Here is a 17,377-nt window from a genome sequence, read left to right as displayed (position 1 = left end):
TTTTGCTAAACATTTCGATTACACGACTATAGGGAGCGCAGGAGAGTGAATGAAATGACGAATTGGAATGAGTAGTTCCTCAAAGGAATAACGCGGCCCAAAAACCAATATCAAAAAATGCTTAACGTACCGGATTGCCAGCATTTAGGAGCAAATGAAATTGTATTAACACGATCGCGGTTTCATACTAGCCACGTAAAATTTTGTTCTGTATTTAAGGACTCATTATGTTTTCCGCAACGCGCCGCTTTGCCGTCATTCTGGCGCTCGGCGTAGGCTTTATCCTTCCTGCACAAGCAGCATCACCAGGGCCTGGTGAAATAGCGAATACTCAGGCACGACATATCGCCACCTTTTTTCCCGGGAGAATGACGGGCTCCCCCGCCGAGATGTTGTCTGCCGATTATTTACGCCAACAATTTACCCAGATGGGATACCAAAGCGATATTCGAACGTTTAATAGCCGATTTATTTATACCACGAAGGATAATCGCAAAAACTGGCATAACGTGACGGGCAGTACGGTCATCGCCGCCCATGAAGGGCGCGTGCCGCAGCAGATCATCATTATGGCGCATCTGGATACCTACGCTCCGCAGAGCGACGCTGATGTCGATGCCAATCTTGGCGGTTTAACGTTACAGGGAATGGATGATAATGCCGCGGGATTAGGCGTTATGCTGGAACTGGCGGCGCGCCTGAAAGATATACCGACCCATTATGGGATTCGTTTTATCGCCACCAGCGGGGAAGAAGAGGGAAAGCTAGGCGCGGAAAATTTACTCAAACGAATGAGTGACGCTGAGAAGAAAAATACGCTGCTGGTCATTAATCTCGATAACCTGATTGTTGGCGACAAGCTCTATTTTAATAGCGGGAAAAATACGCCGGAAGCGGTGCGTACACTGACCCGCGATCGGGCATTAGCGATTGCGCGCCGTTATGGTATCGCCGCCAACACCAATCCGGGACGCAATCCATCCTACCCCAAAGGAACGGGTTGCTGTAATGATGCGGAGGTTTTCGATAAAGCGGGAATATCGGTGCTTTCTGTTGAGGCGACGAACTGGAATCTGGGTAAAAAAGACGGATACCAGCAACGCGTGAAAAATGCATCCTTCCCGAACGGCAATAGCTGGCACGACGTACGGCTTGATAATCAACAGCATATTGACAAGGCGCTGCCTGGGCGAATTGAGCGCCGTAGCCGCGATGTAGTGCGGATAATGCTGCCGTTGGTAAAAGAGCTGGCGAAGGCGGAAAAAACGTCCTGATAAGCTGGTGAAACGTGTTTATCCCCGCTGACGCGGGGAACACTTTTTAGAGGTGTACACACTGTCGGCCTTTTGCGGTTTATCCCCGCTGGCGCGGGGAACACCACCTTAGCGACGAAATTAAAACCGAGCTCACCGGTTTATCCCCGCTGGCGCGGGGAACACGCTTTGCCCCATGCGTCCAGATCTTCAACGGGCGGTTTATCCCCGCTGGCGCGGGGAACACAGAAAATTATCACTGACGAGTGACAATAACTCCGGTTTATCCCCGCTGGCGCGGGGAACACGGAGGTGATCCGGGATTTAAACAAAATGATTAAGGTTTATCCCCGCTGGCGCGGGGAACACGGTTTACAGACCTCAATAAAAAGACGGCAGGCCGGTTTATCCCCGCTGGCGCGGGGAACACGTCAGCGCCGGCGATTGGGCCGCCGATTTTGTCGGTTTATCCCCGCTGGCGCGGGGAACACAATGCAATTTCCTGACTCCCCTAACCTCAAGGCGGTTTATCCCCGCTGGCGCGGGGAACACAAGTACCGGCAAGTGTGGTAGCGAAGGTTATGCGGTTTATCCCCGCTGGCGCGGGGAACACGCGCTTGATCTCCCGTTATCTAAGGGCCAATCCGGTTTATCCCCGCTGGCGCGGGGAACACTCCGGCGGCAGTACGGGAGGCATCTGCATTCGCGGTTTATCCCCGCTGGCGCGGGGAACACCTTTCATCAGAATGCCTCTGGGAAACCCCGGCCGGTTTATCCCCGCTGGCGCGGGGAACACACGAGGACTCTTTAACAGACGCCCGCGTAACCCGGTTTATCCCCGCTGGCGCGGGGAACACGCATCGGTGGCGCTGGCCAGTTCAAAAATACGCGGTTTATCCCCGCTGGCGCGGGGAACACCTCAAACGAACGCAGTATTTGATCGGATGTTTCGGTTTATCCCCGCTGGCGCGGGGAACACTCTAAATCTACCCAATTGAATTTAAATACTTTTTTAGCGCACAAAAAAACCACCAACTTTTCCTAATTTTTAAAGATCTCTAACTTATTGATTTTCAACAGGTAGAAACGACACCAATCGCAGTCCATCAAGATCTACCGGAATACGTCGATTTTCACCAAAAGTCTGAAACTCAAAACCTGATTCTGTATTTGTCGCCCACGCCATAACAACATTTCCCTCATCTGCCAGAACGGAAACCTGTTGCCATATCATCTCGCGGATCTTTGCGGAAACATCACCAACATACACACCAGCTCGAATTTCCAGTAACCAGACGGCCAGCCTCCCCCGCAGACGAGGAGGAACATTTTCGGTAACGACAACCAGCATACTCATCGTTAGGTACTCCGATGACCGGAATCTCCCAACGCAACAGGAAGAGGGATCGCTATGGGTTGTGAATCTTCAGGAGGTAACGGCGGTTGAATTTCCCCTTCCGCGAGAACATCTTCAATAAGAGGAATCAATTTCGCCAATGTTTTTCCACTGCGGAAGATATCCCGGCAGGCAATACGGACATCACGATCAGGCTCGGCAGGATTACGTCGCGCAATTTCAAATGCTTTCGGTACAACGGTCTCAAATTTAATGATATCGGCAATATCATAGACAAAAGAAAGCGGCTTGCCGGTGTGCACAAATCCAATCGCGGGCGCATATCCGGCAGCCAGTATTGCCGCCTCCGTTACGCCATAGAGGCAGGAGGTTGCCGAGCTGATACACTGATTAATGACATCGCCTTTCTCCCAGTCTTTCGGATCGTAGCGACGTCCCAGCCATTTCACGCCATACTGCTTAGCAAGTAGTGCATAGGTTGCCCGCACACGGCTCCCCTCAATACCACGCAATTGATCTACAGAACGACGGCTCGGCGCGGGTTCGCCAAAACGTAATTCAAACATTTTACGCACGACCTTCAGCCGCAAATCTTCATCCAGTGCAAGTTTCGCCTGATAAAGCAATTTGTCGGAACGGGCACCACCAGGCTGCCCCGAAGCGTAAACGCGTACGCCCGCTTCCCCCACCCACACCAGTAACGTACCCACCGTTGCCGCAAGTCGCACGGCGGCATGGGAAACCCGCGTCCCCGGTTCCAGCATGATGCAGGCCACCGATCCAACAGGAATATGGGTACGTACACCCGTTTTATCGATAAGCACAAACGCACCGTCGATCACATCTATTTGTCCGTACTGGAGAAATATCATCGAAACACGGTCTTTCAACGGGATGGGATTCAGCGACAGCCAGCTCATCTGCGTTTCCTTTTTACCATCAGCATTCCGCAGCCCAGCGCTTTACTTTTACCTAATCCGGAAAATAAAGCCTGTTTAAACAGTGCTGCATCGGTGATACAGAGCGCACCGCTAAAATCAACGCTACTGAAAGTGATCGGTTTTTGCTGGTCTTTACGGACAAAACGATACTGCTGATACGCTTGCACGCATCCACAATGCGCCTGCAATTCACTGTACTCGTCACCAGCCCACATAGCGAAATCATCAGGTTCCGGTGCAATCAACCGGAAACCATGCTGCTGCCCTTGTTGTTCCAGCCACGCCTGCGCGGCCTGCTGTTGAAGCTCCCACCACCGTTCTTTCTCCACACCATTCGCCTTCGCCTGATGTTTCGCGTTCATCATCACGTCACTGCGCTTACCGTTACGGGTTATCACCGGGTTAGCTCGTAGTTGAAAATCAAGCTCAAGACCATTTGTCAGTTGCGGATTAAATGGTTTTGTTTCAATAAGAAACAGGGAGTGCTGCGATAACGGCGGTATTGCCGAGAGCATAAAAAAGCCGCCATGCGCCTCTTCGCGAAACAGAAACTGACGCAATTCCTGTTCCGGAAAGAGCTGCCATAACCACTGGTGGCTGGCATAAGGCCTGGCTGAATTCCACTTTGCCAACATCTCCGGTCGCAAATTATTAAACCGGAGTTGAATACGAGAAAGATACATTATGTTCTCTCCTGCAACGGCCCATTGAAGCGGGTGTAGCCGCCAAACTGCCAGCGTTGGCGGCTAACTGGCTGGTTATTGCTATGCTGCTTTTGTTGCCAGACCAGACTCTCCTCATCAGGATCATCCCAATAACAAATACCCTCACGCAGGGTAAATCCACTTAATTCCGCTGCGGAAATCTCCTCCACAGCATGGGTGAATACCTCTTTTAAGGTGCCGGTCATTAAACGCGCCGCTAACGGTAACGCCAGCGGGCAGGATTTTCTCCCCAGATAGAGCGGAAAATGCGGTGTCAGCAGCGCCTCTCGCAATTCGCTAAGCGAATGTGGTGCATCAGGCGTGGCGCTTATTGCCACATGCCAGTAGCCGTCGCAGCGATATTCTCGCTGCGAGATAAGCGTCCCCACTTCATCCGGCGCGAGAGTCAGTTCATCCCGGCGCGTGTAGTAACGATACTTTTTGTTTTCTCGCGGCGCGCTAACCGTGTGATAATCCCGCAGCCAACGATCTTGTGAAGCCAACGCGTGCACCGCCAGATGATAGTGCCGGTTAAAGTTATTCAGCCGCGCTTCTTCGTCGCGACGAATTCCTAACGCTGCGGCAAGCAGACCCAATAGCGCAGAGCGCGTGGGAACCGTAGCTGAGTGGCGAATCTCGCCAGACGCTTCTTCCCCCCACGACGCCAGCGGCGCATAGAGCTGAAAAACCAGATATTCCTTCATTATTCATCCTTACTGGCTAACAAAGGCCAGTAATTCCGCCAGAGATCCCGTACCTTCCTGAACGTTCAACTCGCGATAATCGTCTGCACAGTTTCCGTATACGCTATCGAAGCTGGCGCGCTGCTGTTTTAAACGGGTTATTGCCGCAGGAATTTGATCGGTATCGCGTACCGGCTGGAAAAATGCCGTCGCCAGAGAACGCGGTTGTTTTTGCCCGACTTCGGCCAACGCATAGGTGGCATAGGCACGAGAAGCGAAGCTGTTTTGTTTACCGGTTGGCGAGACGGTTAACGCTGTTTCAGTGAGTGCCGCAATAGTACGCTTCGCCAGTTCTTCGTTACCACCCAGGTTTTCCACCAGCAGATCGCGGCTGATACAGACATAGGTATAGAAAAGCGCCGAGGCAAAACCCTGCTCGCCCATATGCCCGGAACCTGCGTCTTCCTCTTTATTATTCAGATCGTCAACGGCGGTGAAAAAATCAGACTCAACGGTCACGGCACTTACGCCCAACGCATGGGATACCTGACAAGCAGCCTCGACGTTGAACTCAGGCGATGACGCCAGCATACGGCCAAACAGCGCCATATCTACGCTACGCTGCTCTTTGCGCAAAAGCTTCACTTCTTCATCGTTAGGTTCGCGTTTGTCAGCGATCAGTGTATCAACCAGTTGTTTAATCAAACTAATTTCATGGTTACTGACGTGAACGATCTGCTCAATTTCGAGATTTTTTTCTTCGGGCGCATTTTTATCACTCTTTAACTTGCCAAATTGCGCAGCAATTTTCTCCGCTGCGCTTTTCGCTATTTTCCCGGTAACGCCAGCGGCAATCATCGGACGATAAACATAATCCACGCCAATTCGACGAGTACGCTTACCCATAAATCCATCCATCGCGCCTTCAAAGGTTTCCGATACGCGCCAGGCGCGTTTCAGGCTTTGCGATGATACGCGCAGACGCTCTACGCCGCCCATATACGCTGTTTTCGGTCGCCCAGAGTCATCACGGTTCAGGTTAGCGGGCGCATAAGCAGTCAATAAATGCAGTTGAATAAAAGTTGTCATTATCAAATCCTTCTAAAAATGATTATTTGCCACGCGACGTGGAAAGATATTCGTTCGCCCAACGGATGCGATTTCGTTCAAAGGGGGTACGGAATTCCGGCTGATGGTTTTCGCGTCGTTGCCACTCTTCCATCCACAGGAAAATGCCATCGGCAAGTGAAAGAACATTCACCCCCTCCGTACCGCGAATCTTCACTGCCTGAATCAACAACTGGCAAAATGTTTCCGGGTCGGACGCTTTTTGCAAACGTTCAAAACGCAGAACAGAAACGCACGGCGTAGAACCGTTAAGCTTTTCCCCTAACTGCGCAGCGAAACTAATATTCTCCTTATGACTCTTAATATGCACAGCGACGCTGACAAACAGCGCCAGAGCCATCTCATCAAGAGGTTGCAGTCGCATATGTTTAAGCAGCGTCTGGCGGAGAGCGTCATACCCTTCACATATCATTACGCCATATGGCGGCGCCATTCTTTTCAACTCAGCCCGCCAGACGCGACCGTTGACTCGTTTACCATCCTTGCGCTCATAACGCTCAGACAACGTAGCAAACCAGTCAAGTAGCGCCTTCTGCGCATCGGGGTGGAGAATTCTGCATAACGCTGCGGTATTGCTGTTCAGCATATTTGGCTTCCTTCTGTTATTCGACCAGCGCCAACACATCCTTGCGCGCTTTATGTTTACGATAACTGCTGGCTAAATCCTGTCGGGCCGTCAGCTGGCGCTGCAGGATATCGTCCGGGCAGTCGGGGTTGGTCAGGGCATCACGGTCAAAAACGTGAAATAGATAGTGTGCTAATTCCGCCTCCCACTGACTTACTGCGTGACGAGTCTGCGTATCCTGCCGAAGCGGATCGACAGCCAGCGCCTCTTGCAACGCCCGAAAAGCGGGTTCGGTTTCCTGCCAGAAGGCGATATCCACCATACTGAAATCCATTTTGGCTTCTTTCGGACAATCGAATTTGGCGCTTTTTAGCGCATTTCTCAGCAGTGACAGCGCTTCTGATGCCAGCACCAGCACGGTGTTAAGTGCAGCGAGAAATTGCTCTTCATGGGAAACGCTAATGAGCGGAATTCGGTGCTGATACCAACAGCGAGCCTTGGCGTTATCCATATCAAATGCAAAACACCACAGGCTCATATTGTTCCGCTGTCCGGCGGCACGAACGACCTTCGCAGGCTGCATTTTGTTGAATTTATCCTCGCGATTAAGCATCAGCCCCAGCCAGTCTTTATAACTTAACCCGCCCGGCTGCCCTTTAAACGCCAGCCAGGGTGCGGATGGATCTTTCAGTGCCTGCCGATATGGGGAGAAGGGATGTAGCCAACTGTCGTACTGAACGCCATAATTTTTACTACGCATTTGCAGTAGCAGTGATTCGTGATGCTCCCCGCACAAATCGCAGATACCTGCCACAGTGTGAGTGAAATCCAGTTCTATGCGTCGCGGCATCCCCCAGTAGGCTTGCAATGGGTGCGAGTTATCCGGCGTGACCACATTTCCCGCTTTTTCGCTGGTTTTCGTCGGCGCAAGCCAAGGAAAAATGAGTGGATGCTGTGTAACATTCGGCGGCTCTTCCTGCGGCAAAACGTTAAGCCAAAGTTTTTTCCATAGTGGATATTTATCTTCTTCCTGCGGTACCACCAGCGTAGTCAGCGGACCACCGCCGCGCATCCCTACCCGGTAACCCGCCCCGCCGGCAGGTGAATTGGTTTGAATCGCAAATAGCGCTATCGCCGCGCAGTGGGGGCAAATTTGCTCCACATTGCCACGTTTTACAAAATGATCTTTATTGAGCTTGAGCGTATTACCGCCCGGCGCATCCACCAGCAGCCCGGCAATAGAACCATATTCACTATCGAGAGGATCAAAACTTTGCAGGAAGGAAGGTTTTTGCTCGCCGAACTGTAGAGCCAGAGAAATCGTATTTAACGCCTTCTCCCATTGTTCGAATTCGATACCGTCATGCCAGATATCCGCCCATTCTTCTTTATCTTCCGGCGCGATGGTACATTGTAAAATACCAATCAGCATTTGCCATGCTGCCCCCTGGAAATCGGGCCGGGGGTATGCAAGATCCTGAATGCGGTTATCCAGAAGATCGCGTAATGATATTCTCGTTTTTTCGCCGCTTGAGAATATGACGGGAAGCCATTTTTCCGTAATTAAATTCATCCAGTTTCTCCAGAATAACTGGCCCCAAAGGGCCAGTGCATTACAAACGCCTCAAACCGGCCAAGAGAAATGCAAACATCAACATCATTTCCTCATGACTGAACGTCAAAGAAACCATCATTTATCGCTTCCTTTTCAGGCACTGATGATCTGAACGCCCATTCCATAGTAAGATGCAGTTGTCGAAGCTGCCCCGGTGTTGGACGTTCTATATCCAGAAACCACCTCAACACTGGGGCCTTTCTGTTGAAGTGATGGTAGCAACATGATCTCAAATGATCAAAGAAAATTTTAAGGCTACATGGTACCTCAAACATAAGGCTACATAGTACCTCATATGACACCCAAAACTCAGACCAATTGCATTTATAATTTGTGCTATCCTTTTCCTGTAAGTTCCCCGCGAGGCGAGCGTGGGGATGAACCGGCTACTTGGTAGCCTCAAACGACGTTCCCCGCGTCAGCGGGGATAACCTTGGCTGAACCCAAAAACACCTAGCCAACTTTTCTTATCTCACATTAAAATTGACGTCATTGTACCCTCCTCCCAACAGGAAAAAGATGACGCAGATGGAATATCTGAACTACCTCCGGTATTGGGGGAAAACCAATAAATCAAACAAAGATATAACCCCCCCTTATCATTTACTGGCATACCATTGCCTTGATGTTGCTGCCTGTGGTTATTACATAATTAAAAATAATATTTTTGACTCTAGAAGTATCTTAGAAAAATGTGGAATAATCGGTACAAATGCAGAAAACTGGATAATCTGGTTTCTTGCCAGCCACGATATCGGAAAATTCGCCAGAGGATTTCAAAAATACGCCGAATTCCCAGACTCTCCCTTAGTCTCTCCCGTTAGCGGTGTTTCCGCGTTTGAGAGACATGATTCCTTAGGCTTCTATTTATGGGGTAAATTATTTGAAGCGTGGAGTTCAGGCAGTAATGAAATTATCGCAGGTATTGAACCAGAAAATCGCGCCAGGTTTGAAAGCGCTTTAAATAGCTGGATGCTTATTAGCACCGGGCACCATGGCATCCCGCCGGACACCATGAAAAACAGAAGCTCGCTGGCATTCACCGATGAAGACATTGTCGCAGCAACGCATTATCTGGAAGCATTAAGTGAATTATTTCCTTTCACTCTACCTCAGGAGTGGAAAACCAAAGCAGGGAGAAAATGTTTAAAACAGCACAGTTGGTTTTTCGCTGGGCTTGTCACCCTTGCCGACTGGATGGGCTCGGATGAAAGCCAGTTTCCACTGCTCAGCAGCGCCATGCCATTGAAAGATTATTGGCCTCTCGCTTGTGAAAAAGCCCAACAGGCCATCCTCCGAATGCCGCCGTTATCTCAGCACAGCTATTATCAAGATCACCGGGCATTATTTCCGTTCATTCAGACGCTCACTCCTCTTCAACAACGAGCAAGCGAACTGGATATTTCAGCACCCGGTGCACAGCTGGTTGTCCTGGAAGACGTTACCGGAGCAGGCAAAACAGAGGCCGCGCTGATTCTGACTCACCGCTTAATGTCAGCCAATAAAGGCCACGGTCTCTACGTTGGGTTGCCGACAATGGCCACCGCAAACGCCATGTATCAGCGCCTGGCATCGGCTTATCATGCGCTATTTACCGATGAGTCCAGGCCATCGCTCATCCTGGCACACGGTGGGCGAGAAATGTCGGACTCTTTCCGACAATCCATCTGGCAGCCAACAGAAAATATAGCTGAAGATTATGCCCGTGATGATGGCAACGCGACTACTGAGTGCCATACCTGGTTTGCAGATTCACGCAAAAAAGCGCTGCTGGCGGAAGTCGGCGTAGGTACGCTGGATCAACTCTTAATGGCGGTGATGCCTTTTCGCCATCAATCGCTCCGATTGCTAGGGATGCGCGACAAAATCCTGCTGCTGGATGAAGTGCACGCCTATGATGGTTATATGGTTAAATTGCTGGAAGGTTTATTGCGCTTCCATGCCGCCCAGGGCGGTAGCGCTATTATTCTGAGCGCCACTCTTCCCGCCGCTTTACGGGAAAAATTACTTAATGCGTTTAGCGATGGCGCGGGATTTATGAGCGCTGGTGGTAGCGATAACGCGGGTTATCCATGGTTAAGCCACCTCACTTCCTCCGGTCTGTTAGAGCAACCACTGGCCACACGTCCCGAAGTCCAAAGGACTGTAGCCGTTAATTGGATACAGCAGCGCCAGGAAGCACTGGACATTATTTATCGCGTTGTGGCAACCGGACAGTGCATTTGTTGGATCCGCAACACGGTTGATGATGCGCTGGACACTTACCAGCAGTTGCTACACGAGGGAATCGTTCCAGAGCAGGATCTTTTGCTTTTCCACAGCCGTTTTGCTTTTATCGATCGTATTGCTATTGAAAATAAAACGTTAAACTGGTTTGGTAACAATGCCCCCGTTTCTGAACGACGTGGTAAGGTATTAATCGCCACACAAGTCGTTGAACAAAGTCTCGATCTGGACTTTGACTGGATGATCACCGATCTGGCGCCGATTGATTTATTGATCCAGCGCGCCGGTCGCCTGCAACGCCATATCCGCGATGCCCATGGGCAACAAAAATCTACGCTTCCGGATGAACGCCAGCCACCAGTATTGCATATTCTGGCCCCTCACTGGCAGGAGCAGGCAGAAGAGGGCTGGTTGGGGCAAGAGCTAAAAGGTACCGGCTTTGTTTACGCCGATCATGCCTGCCTGTGGCGTACACAGGCGCTGCTGCGTCAACATGGTGAGATCCGTATGCCGGATAATGCCAGAGCACTCGTTGACGGCGTATACGAGCAGAAAATTGCTGCGCCAGCAGGCTTGCAGACGATCTCTGACGTTGCCTTTGGCAAAGTCCTTAGCCAACGTTCAGTGGCTGCGCAAAATTTATTACGTTACGATCTCGGTTACGATCGAGAAGCCAGCGACTTTTTATGGGATAAAGATAGAGAATTTTCTACCCGTCTGGGTGAAGAGAGTGTTGATGTTTATCTCGCCAGAAAAGACATTGATGGACAGCTACGCCCTTTAGTTGATGAAATAGATTTCTGCTGGGAAAAAAGTCGCTTATCCGTCCGAAAATCATGGTGGCAAAAAAATTCTGGTACATTCCAATGTCCAGATGAGGAAACATTAGCCTGTTTCAGAAAACGCCACCATCGCCCTTCCGGACAGGTTGTGCTGGTATCTGATGCCGGAGAAGCTAGCTATTATAGTAAACGTTTTGGATTGGTTGGATAACGGGTATTATTCTAACTCCGTTGTATAGAGAAGTTATTACATTAGATTCACCAAAATCTTTGTAGCTTCTCTATCTACATCCATTTCCATGAATACCCTTAATTAATTAAATTTAACTACTTCATTTCATCATACTTTATCCCTCAGCATCAACACCATTCATGACAAACCAAAATTTAAAAAAACGACCATTTGCGGCGAATCATCTACCTTTTGTCTGAATTATCGTCACCACAAAGGATTACCAACCATAAATGTGCTGTATTGATAATGCCGTTCAAATTCTCTCCTGTAGTAAACCTTGTCTATTTAATAAAAAAGAGGGAGTTGAACGATATATTTTACTCCGGATATTGAATAATATAAATTTGAAGGAAAATATTATGCCAGTCACTTTAAGCTTCGGTAATCATCAAAATTATACGCTTAATGAAAGTCGGCTTGCTCATCTGTTAAGCGCAGATAAAGAAAAAGCAATCCATATGGGGGGCTGGGATAAAGTCCAGGATCATTTTAGAGCGGAAAAAAAGGACCATGCGCTGGAAGTGTTACACTCCATCATTCACGGTCAGGGCCGTGGTGAACCTGGAGAGATGGAAGTTAACGTAGAGGATATAAATAAAATTTACGCCTTTAAACGGCTACAACATCTGGCCTGCCCGGCTCATCAGGATCTGTTTACTATCAAGATGGATGCCTCTCAGACACAATTTTTACTTATGGTCGGCGACACGATGATCAGCCAAAGCAATATTAAGGACATCCTCAATATATCAGATGATACAGTGATAGAATCTATGAGTAGAGAGGAGAGACAGTTATTTTTACAAATATGTGAGGTGATTGGTTCGAAGATGACCTGGCACCCGGAATTACTTCAGGAGTCGATTTCAACTCTACGAAAAGAAGTGACGAGCAATGCACAAATCAAAGTGGCGGTTTATGAGATGATGCGTCCCGCAGAGGCTCCAGACCACCCGCTTGTCGAATGGCAGGACTCACTTACTGCAGATGAAAAATCGATGCTGGCCTGTATTAATGCCGGTAACTTTGAGCCTACAACTCAGTTTTGCAAAATAGGTTATCAGGAGGTACAAGGTGAAGTCGCTTTTAGCATGATGCATCCGTGCATCTCCTATTTACTACATAGCTATTCACCGTTTGCAGAGTTTAAACCAACAAATTCTGGTTTTTTAAAAAAACTTAATCAGGATTATAACGACTATCATGCAAAAAAAATGTTTATTGATGTAATTCTTGAAAAGATATATCTAACGCATGAACGTTCTTTGCACATTGGTAAAGATGGGTGCAGTCGTAATATATTACTGACATAAAGATAGTCAGTAAAATAACTAATTTAAAATCCGGCTGCCTGCCGGATTTTTCATAGCAGCAAGTATAATTATACCGCGTAAGGACAATTACCCTTCATGCAGCCCGCACTCGCGCTTCAGTCCGAAGAAGCGTGTCTCTTCTTCCGCCATACCCGGCTCCCATTTGCGGGTGGTGTGCGTATCGCCCACCGACAGATAGCCCTGATCCCACAGCGGATGGTATTTCAGACCGTGCTTTTGCAGATACTGGTAAACCGTGCGGTTATCCCAGTCGATAATCGGCAGCACTTTAAACACGCCGCGCTGGATAGCGAGAACGGGTAAATGCGCGCGGCTACCGGACTGCTCGCGACGCAGACCGGCAAACCAGGTCTGCGCGTTTAACTCTTTGAGCGCCCGGTTCATCGGCTCGACTTTGTTGATGTCATTGTATTTCTCAATGCCCTCAACGCCCTGCTCCCACAGCTTGCCGTAGCGCGCTTCCTGCCAGGCCGGACTTTCGCCCGCGCGGTAAACTTTCAGGTTGAGTTTGAGTTTGTCCGTTAACTCATCAATAAACTGATAGGTTTCCGGGAACAAATAGCCGGTATCGGTGAGGATCACCGGGATATCCGGGCGAATCTGGTTCACCAGGTGCAGGCTCACCGCCGCCTGGATACCAAAGCTTGAGGAGAGCACGTATTCGCCGGGCAGATTTTCCAGCGCCCAGACCACGCGTTCTTCGGCAGTCAGCGTTTCCAGTTGGGCGTTGGTTTCCGCCAACGCCAGTACGCGATCGACTTTTGGCAGTTCATTCAATGCGTTGAGATCGAGTTGGGACATAAGTTCCTCACTGTTTGCCTTGCCTGATGGCGCTGCGCTTATCAGGCCTACGCAGACGCCATCCGGCAATTCAGGTTATTCCCAGAAATCACGCGCGGGATCGAGCACCGGGCGAATGATGCCCGCACGCACCGTAAAGTCGCCGAAGCCTTCACCCGCTTCACGCTCTTTCGCCCAGCGCCCAACCAGTTCATCCAGCGAGGCCAGAATATCCGACTCGGTGATGTTTTCTTTATACATCCGTGGGATACGTGTCCCAATACGGTTGCCGCCAAGATGCAGGTTGTAGCGACCCGGCGCTTTCCCTACTAAGCCAATTTCCGCCAGCATCGCGCGGCCACAGCCATTCGGGCAGCCGGTCACGCGCATCACGATATGCTCATCAGGAATGCCGTGTTTTTCCAGAATCGCTTCCACTTTGTCCGTGAACGACGGCAGGAAACGCTCGGCTTCCGCCATTGCCAGCGGGCAGGTCGGGAACGATACACAGGCCATTGAGTTTTCACGCTGCGCGCTCACGGCATTCATCAACCCGTGGTCGCGCGCCAGCGTCTCGATTTTCACTTTCTGGCTTTCCGGCACGCTGGCAATAATCAGGTTCTGGTTAGCGGTAATACGGAACTCGCCCTGATGAATCTTCGCGATCTCCAGCAGGCCGGTTTTCAGCGGGCGCCCCGGATAATCCAGGATACGACCATTTTCGATAAACAGCGTCAGGTGCCAGTTGTTGTCGATCCCTTTCACCCAACCGATACGATCGCCGCGACCGGTAAACTCATACGGGCGGATCGGCTCAAATTTGATCCCCGCGCGACGCTCGACTTCCGCTTTAAACGTCTCCAGTCCCACGCGCTCAAGGGTGTATTTGGTTTTGGCATTTTTCCTGTCGGTACGGTTACCCCAGTCGCGCTGCGTCGTCACTACCGCTTCGGCCACCGCCAGGGTGTGCTCCAGCGGCAGATAGCCAAACTCGCTGGCCGTACGAGCGTAGGTTTTCTTATTACCATGCTCAATAGACAGACCGCCGCCCACCAGCAGGTTAAAGCCGACCAGCTTGCCGTTCTCGGCAATCGCCACAAAGTTCATGTCGTTGGCGTGCAGATCGATATCGTTTTGCGGCGGGATCACTACCGTGGTTTTGAACTTACGCGGCAGATAGGTCTGACCGAGGATCGGCTCTTCATCGGTGGTCGCCACCTTCTCCTGATCGAGCCAGATCTCCGCATAGGCGCGAGTACGCGGCAGCAGATGTTCGGAGATCTTCTTCGCCCACTCGTAGGCTTCAGCATGCAGCTGAGACTCGTACGGGTTAGAGGTACACAGCACGTTACGGTTCATGTCGTTGGCGGTCGCCAGCGCGTCCAGCCCGACCGAATGCAGCATCTGGTGCACCGGCTTAACGTTCTTCTTCAGAATGCCGTGGAACTGGAAGGTCTGGCGGTTGGTCAGACGGATACTGCCATAAATCGTGTTATCCGCCGCGAATTTATCGATCGCCTGCCATTGCGTCGTAGTAATCACCCCGCCCGGCAGGCGGCAGCGCAGCAGCATCGCGTGGCGCGGCTCCAGCTTCTGCGCCGCACGCTCGGCGCGAATATCGCGGTCATCCTGCTGATACATGCCATGAAAGCGTATTAGCAGGAAGTTGTCGCCTTTAAAACCGCCGGTGAGACCGTCGTTCAGATCTTCCGCAATGGTACCGCGCAGGTAGTTGCTTTCCAGCTTCATGCGCTCGGCATCGGACAGTTTACCTTCGACCACCAGTGGGCCTGGATGTTTTTCGCTCATTAGTAGACATCTCGCTGATAACGGCGCTCGACGCGCAGCTCACTTAAAAATTCATCCGCCGCTTCGATGTCCATTGCACCGAATTCAGCAATCACTTCCAGCAATGCTTTTTCGACATCTGCGGCCATACGCCTGGCGTCGCCGCAGACATAAATGTGGGCACCGTCATTGATCCAGCGCCACAGCTCCGCGCCCTGTTCGCGCAGTTTGTCTTGTACGTAGATTTTTTCTTTTTGATCGCGGGACCAGGCCAGATCGATCCGGTTCAGCACGCCTTCTTTCACGTAACGCTGCCATTCAACCTGATAAAGGAAGTCTTCGGTGAAGTGCGGGTTACCGAAGAACAGCCAGTTCTTGCCTTCCGCACCGTCGGCGGCGCGTTGCTGCATAAAGGCGCGGAACGGCGCGATACCCGTACCTGGGCCAATCATAATCACCGGCGTTTCCGGGTTAGCTGGCAGGCGGAAATTATCGTTGTGTTCAATAAACACGCGCACTTCGCCCTCTTCTTCCACGCGGTCGGCGAGGAAGCTGGAAGCACCACCCGCGCGGGCGCGGCCTTCAATATCGTAGCGCACGACGCCGACGGTTACGTGTACTTCGCTTTCGACTTCCGCCTGCGCGGAGGCGATGGAGTACAGACGCGGCGTCAGCGGACGCAGCAGGCCGATTAATGCTTCAGCGTCGAGCTGCGCCGGAGAGAAACGCACCATATCAACAATGGGCGTGGTCGCGGCGTAGTGCTGGAGCTGCGCTTTGTCGCCCACTAATGGCAACAGCGACTCACTGCGCGTCAGGGTCGCGTAGTTCTCAACAATGTTGGCGGTATTCACCGTCAGCTCGAAGTGCCACTCCAGCGCTTCGGCGAGCGGCAGGGTTTTACCATCAACCGTCACCGGCTCATCGCCCTTCAGCCACAGCAACTCAACCAGCTCCTTCACCAGAGCCGGATCGTTCTGATACCAGACGCCCAGCGCATCGCCCGGCTGGTAACGCAGACCGGAGTCGCCTAAATCAATCTCAATATGGCGAACGTCTTTTTCCGAGTTGCGACCGGTGATTTTCTGATTCACGGCGAGGGTCGCGGTCAGCGGCGCGTCTTTGGTATAGGGGCTGGTGTGGATGTCGTTTACCGCGCCAGTAGCGACGGATTGCGAAGGTGCCGCGACAGGTACGCGGGACTTCAGAACATCAACCACGCGGGCGCGCCATTCGCTGGCAGCTGCCTGATATTCAACGTCAGCATCGACACGGTCGAGCAGACGTTCACCGCCCAGTTCCGCCAGTTTGCTGTCGAAATCTTTTCCGGACTGGCAGAAGAATTCATAGGATGTATCGCCAAGGCTAAATACGGCAAACGCGGTATCGGTCAGTTTCGGCGCTTTTTTGGAGAACAGGAATTTATGCAGCGCGACAGCCTCTTCCGGCGGCTCGCCTTCTCCCTGGGTGGACGTCACTATCACCAACAGTTTTTCACTGGCAATCTGTTTGAATTTGTAGTCGCCGGCGTTCACCAGTGTCACATTAAGGTTGGCCGCCAGCAGATCATCACGCAGCGCTTCCGCCACACGACGCGCATTGCCGGTTTGCGAAGCGGAGATAAGCGTAACCCCCAGCATCTTCCGCTCAGGAACAGGCGTGACGGCAACAGCGCCTGAGCGCGGGTTCAGTACGCCCCAAAAATAGCCGGAGACCCAGGCAAGCTGTTCGGGAGTAAGGTCGGTTGTCGCGGCCTGAAGGCGCGCCAGTTGCTCCGGATTAAGCGGAAGCAACCCAGTCAGTGGAGCCGGTGTCGTCATGCGTCGTTATGTTCCAGTAAGCAAAGCGGATCTATACACAAAATCATTCAAGTTCGCTGTAGCCCAGACTGTAAGCTGATCGCGCCCCAGGAGCGTACATAAATACGTGACTGGGGTGAGTAAACGCAGTCAACACAGATGCGGCTTGAAGGATGAAGTGTATAAG

General features: G+C 51.2%; 13 protein-coding genes and 1 CRISPR repeat array. Of the genes, 3 read left to right on the top strand and 10 right to left on the bottom strand.

The window, feature by feature from the left end; all coding sequences use genetic code 11:
- Positions 1–227: 227 nt before the first annotated feature.
- On the top strand, positions 228–1,274 hold the full coding sequence (locus LDB27_RS04495) for an aminopeptidase (RefSeq protein ID WP_000490481.1): 1,047 nt from the start codon (positions 228–230) through the stop codon (positions 1,272–1,274).
- A 14-nt stretch (positions 1,275–1,288) separates the two neighbouring features.
- Positions 1,289–2,232: direct repeats of the CRISPR family, unit length 29 nt; unit sequence CGGTTTATCCCCGCTGGCGCGGGGAACAC.
- A gap of 84 nt (positions 2,233–2,316) precedes the next feature.
- On the opposite strand, the gene cas2e is transcribed toward LDB27_RS04495, so the two are convergent.
- The 7 genes from cas2e to casA are packed head-to-tail and all read right to left on the bottom strand — an operon-like array spanning position 2,317 to position 8,204.
- Complete coding sequence (gene cas2e / locus LDB27_RS04490; RefSeq protein WP_000062281.1) at positions 2,317–2,610, bottom strand: type I-E CRISPR-associated endoribonuclease Cas2e; 294 nt, start codon at positions 2,608–2,610, stop codon at positions 2,317–2,319.
- A gap of 2 nt (positions 2,611–2,612) precedes the next feature.
- Entirely contained in the window at positions 2,613–3,530 is a 918-nt protein-coding gene (gene cas1e / locus LDB27_RS04485; protein WP_225519922.1) for a type I-E CRISPR-associated endonuclease Cas1e, read from the bottom strand.
- Complete coding sequence (gene cas6e / locus LDB27_RS04480; RefSeq protein ID WP_000281417.1) at positions 3,527–4,234, bottom strand: type I-E CRISPR-associated protein Cas6/Cse3/CasE; 708 nt, start codon at positions 4,232–4,234, stop codon at positions 3,527–3,529. The genes cas1e and cas6e overlap by 4 nt, the downstream gene beginning before the upstream one ends.
- On the bottom strand, positions 4,234–4,959 hold the full coding sequence (gene cas5e / locus LDB27_RS04475) for a type I-E CRISPR-associated protein Cas5/CasD (protein WP_000666424.1): 726 nt from the start codon (positions 4,957–4,959) through the stop codon (positions 4,234–4,236). Before cas5e ends, cas6e begins: the two co-directional genes overlap by 1 nt.
- Before the next feature lie 9 nt (positions 4,960–4,968).
- Positions 4,969–6,027, bottom strand: a complete 1,059-nt coding sequence (gene cas7e / locus LDB27_RS04470; protein ID WP_001530225.1) for a type I-E CRISPR-associated protein Cas7/Cse4/CasC — start codon at positions 6,025–6,027, stop codon at positions 4,969–4,971.
- A gap of 22 nt (positions 6,028–6,049) precedes the next feature.
- A complete protein-coding gene (casB, locus tag LDB27_RS04465) occupies positions 6,050–6,652 on the bottom strand; it encodes a type I-E CRISPR-associated protein Cse2/CasB (RefSeq protein WP_000935101.1) in 603 nt (200 codons plus the stop codon).
- 16 nt (positions 6,653–6,668) lie between these two features.
- Positions 6,669–8,204, bottom strand: coding sequence for a type I-E CRISPR-associated protein Cse1/CasA (casA, locus tag LDB27_RS04460; RefSeq protein WP_001049217.1), 1,536 nt, complete (start codon positions 8,202–8,204; stop codon positions 6,669–6,671).
- 561 nt (positions 8,205–8,765) lie between these two features.
- On the opposite strand from casA, the gene LDB27_RS04455 reads away from it, so the two are divergent.
- The gene (locus LDB27_RS04455) at positions 8,766–11,465 is read left to right on the top strand and encodes a CRISPR-associated helicase/endonuclease Cas3 (protein ID WP_000192882.1); all 2,700 of its coding nucleotides are present in this window, start codon (positions 8,766–8,768) and stop codon (positions 11,463–11,465) included.
- A gap of 383 nt (positions 11,466–11,848) precedes the next feature.
- Entirely contained in the window at positions 11,849–12,802 is a 954-nt protein-coding gene (sopD, locus tag LDB27_RS04450; RefSeq protein ID WP_001145539.1) for an SPI-1 type III secretion system effector SopD, read from the top strand.
- A gap of 87 nt (positions 12,803–12,889) precedes the next feature.
- Here the strand turns inward: sopD and cysH are convergent, their stop codons facing one another.
- The 3 genes from cysH to cysJ all read right to left on the bottom strand — a co-directional run bounded on the left by cysH (position 12,890) and on the right by cysJ (position 17,211).
- Entirely contained in the window at positions 12,890–13,624 is a 735-nt protein-coding gene (gene cysH / locus LDB27_RS04445; protein WP_000080397.1) for a phosphoadenosine phosphosulfate reductase, read from the bottom strand.
- 75 nt (positions 13,625–13,699) lie between these two features.
- Positions 13,700–15,412, bottom strand: a complete 1,713-nt coding sequence (gene cysI / locus LDB27_RS04440) for an assimilatory sulfite reductase (NADPH) hemoprotein subunit (RefSeq protein ID WP_001290664.1) — start codon at positions 15,410–15,412, stop codon at positions 13,700–13,702.
- Positions 15,412–17,211 carry an NADPH-dependent assimilatory sulfite reductase flavoprotein subunit gene (cysJ, locus tag LDB27_RS04435; RefSeq protein ID WP_000210922.1) on the bottom strand — a complete coding sequence of 600 codons (1,800 nt, stop codon included), beginning with the start codon at positions 17,209–17,211 and terminating at the stop codon, positions 15,412–15,414. The genes cysI and cysJ overlap by 1 nt, the downstream gene beginning before the upstream one ends.
- Positions 17,212–17,377: the final 166 nt, after the last annotated feature.

This window comes from Salmonella sp. JXY0409-18, from assembly GCF_020268625.1.
In the GTDB taxonomy this organism is placed as follows: domain Bacteria; phylum Pseudomonadota; class Gammaproteobacteria; order Enterobacterales; family Enterobacteriaceae; genus Salmonella; species Salmonella enterica.
This window is presented reverse-complemented; position numbering and strand designations above follow the sequence as displayed.

Coding starts and splice junctions, on each gene's coding strand:
- cysJ (WP_000210922.1), bottom strand. CDS start 17,211: ATGACGACACCGGCTCCACTGACTGGGTTGCTTCCGCTTAATCCGGAG.
- cas2e (WP_000062281.1), bottom strand. CDS start 2,610: ATGAGTATGCTGGTTGTCGTTACCGAAAATGTTCCTCCTCGTCTGCGG.
- cysH (WP_000080397.1), bottom strand. CDS start 13,624: ATGTCCCAACTCGATCTCAACGCATTGAATGAACTGCCAAAAGTCGAT.
- LDB27_RS04455 (WP_000192882.1), top strand. CDS start 8,766: ATGACGCAGATGGAATATCTGAACTACCTCCGGTATTGGGGGAAAACC.
- cas6e (WP_000281417.1), bottom strand. CDS start 4,234: ATGTATCTTTCTCGTATTCAACTCCGGTTTAATAATTTGCGACCGGAG.
- cas7e (WP_001530225.1), bottom strand. CDS start 6,027: ATGACAACTTTTATTCAACTGCATTTATTGACTGCTTATGCGCCCGCT.
- cas5e (WP_000666424.1), bottom strand. CDS start 4,959: ATGAAGGAATATCTGGTTTTTCAGCTCTATGCGCCGCTGGCGTCGTGG.
- cysI (WP_001290664.1), bottom strand. CDS start 15,412: ATGAGCGAAAAACATCCAGGCCCACTGGTGGTCGAAGGTAAACTGTCC.
- cas1e (WP_225519922.1), bottom strand. CDS start 3,530: ATGAGCTGGCTGTCGCTGAATCCCATCCCGTTGAAAGACCGTGTTTCG.
- sopD (WP_001145539.1), top strand. CDS start 11,849: ATGCCAGTCACTTTAAGCTTCGGTAATCATCAAAATTATACGCTTAAT.
- casA (WP_001049217.1), bottom strand. CDS start 8,204: ATGAATTTAATTACGGAAAAATGGCTTCCCGTCATATTCTCAAGCGGC.
- LDB27_RS04495 (WP_000490481.1), top strand. CDS start 228: ATGTTTTCCGCAACGCGCCGCTTTGCCGTCATTCTGGCGCTCGGCGTA.
- casB (WP_000935101.1), bottom strand. CDS start 6,652: ATGCTGAACAGCAATACCGCAGCGTTATGCAGAATTCTCCACCCCGAT.